This is a genomic window from Nocardia amamiensis (genome assembly GCF_015477605.1).
GTDB lineage: Bacteria > Actinomycetota > Actinomycetes > Mycobacteriales > Mycobacteriaceae > Nocardia > Nocardia amamiensis_A.
In genome coordinates, this window is the sequence record NZ_JADLQX010000185.1 from 1 (window position 1) to 820 (window position 820).

The window sequence follows — 820 nt, forward strand, 5'->3', positions numbered from 1 at the left end:
ACGCTACTCGAATTCAGCGAATCGCGTCTCTAGGCAAATTTCAGAGTTTCTCTCGTCCGAGACCCCGCGACCCGCGGAAACCGGCAGTCTTGGGCTCCGAAACCCCGGAATTATGCGGAACGCAGGGACCACGCGGCAAGGGAAACGATCCGCGGCACCGGATTTGGTGCGGCGGCAGTTCACCGCCATCGCCCAGGACGTGCTGTGGGTCGGCGATGTCACCGAAATCCCTACCTTGGAGGGGAAACTGTATTTGGCTTCGGTGGAGGACCGGTTCTCCGGGCGTCTGCTCGGCTACGCCACCAGCGCCCATCATGATGCCGAACTGGGGGGGTGAAGTGCAGGTGGAAACGTGGGTGGGCTGCCAACCATCGGTTGATGGCCGGGGTTTTGTGGGTGGCGTAGTTGTCGCAGATCAGGTGGAGATCCAGGTCGGCGGGGGTATTGGCGTCGATGGTCTTGAGGAACCGCAGGAACTCCTGGTGGCGGTGCCGGCGGTGGTGCTGGCCGATGACCTGACCGGAGGCCACGTCCAGTGCGGCGAACAGGCTGGTGGTGCCGTGGCGAATGTAGTCGTGGGTGCGGCGTGCGGGCACTCCCGGCATCATCGGCAGCATCGGCGCCGACCGGTCCAGGGCTTGCATCTGTTGGGTCGAGGACGGGACGCCGTGCAGCATTTCTGCTGTCGGTTTTCTAAAAAATAACCCTGGAGTTCGTTGGGGTCCGTGCTGACGGTCTCCGTGCTGGACCTGGGGGTTCTCCGTGTTTCGCTGGTTCTTGGCCGTTGTGACTGAACTTCGGATAGCCTGAGCCGATCTCA

2 pseudogenes are annotated in these 820 nt (G+C 62.4%); one reads left to right on the top strand and one right to left on the bottom strand.

Features of this window, described 5'->3' with window-relative positions:
* Positions 1 to 337 (top strand): annotated as a pseudogene (locus IU459_RS37375) (hypothetical protein); the annotation flags it as partial.
* Here IU459_RS37375 and IU459_RS37380 read toward each other — a convergent pair.
* A pseudogene (locus tag IU459_RS37380) lies at positions 330 to 647 on the bottom strand (transposase); the annotation flags it as partial. The pseudogenes IU459_RS37375 and IU459_RS37380 sit on opposite strands and share 8 nt — an antisense overlap.
* Positions 648 to 820 lie beyond the last annotated feature (173 nt).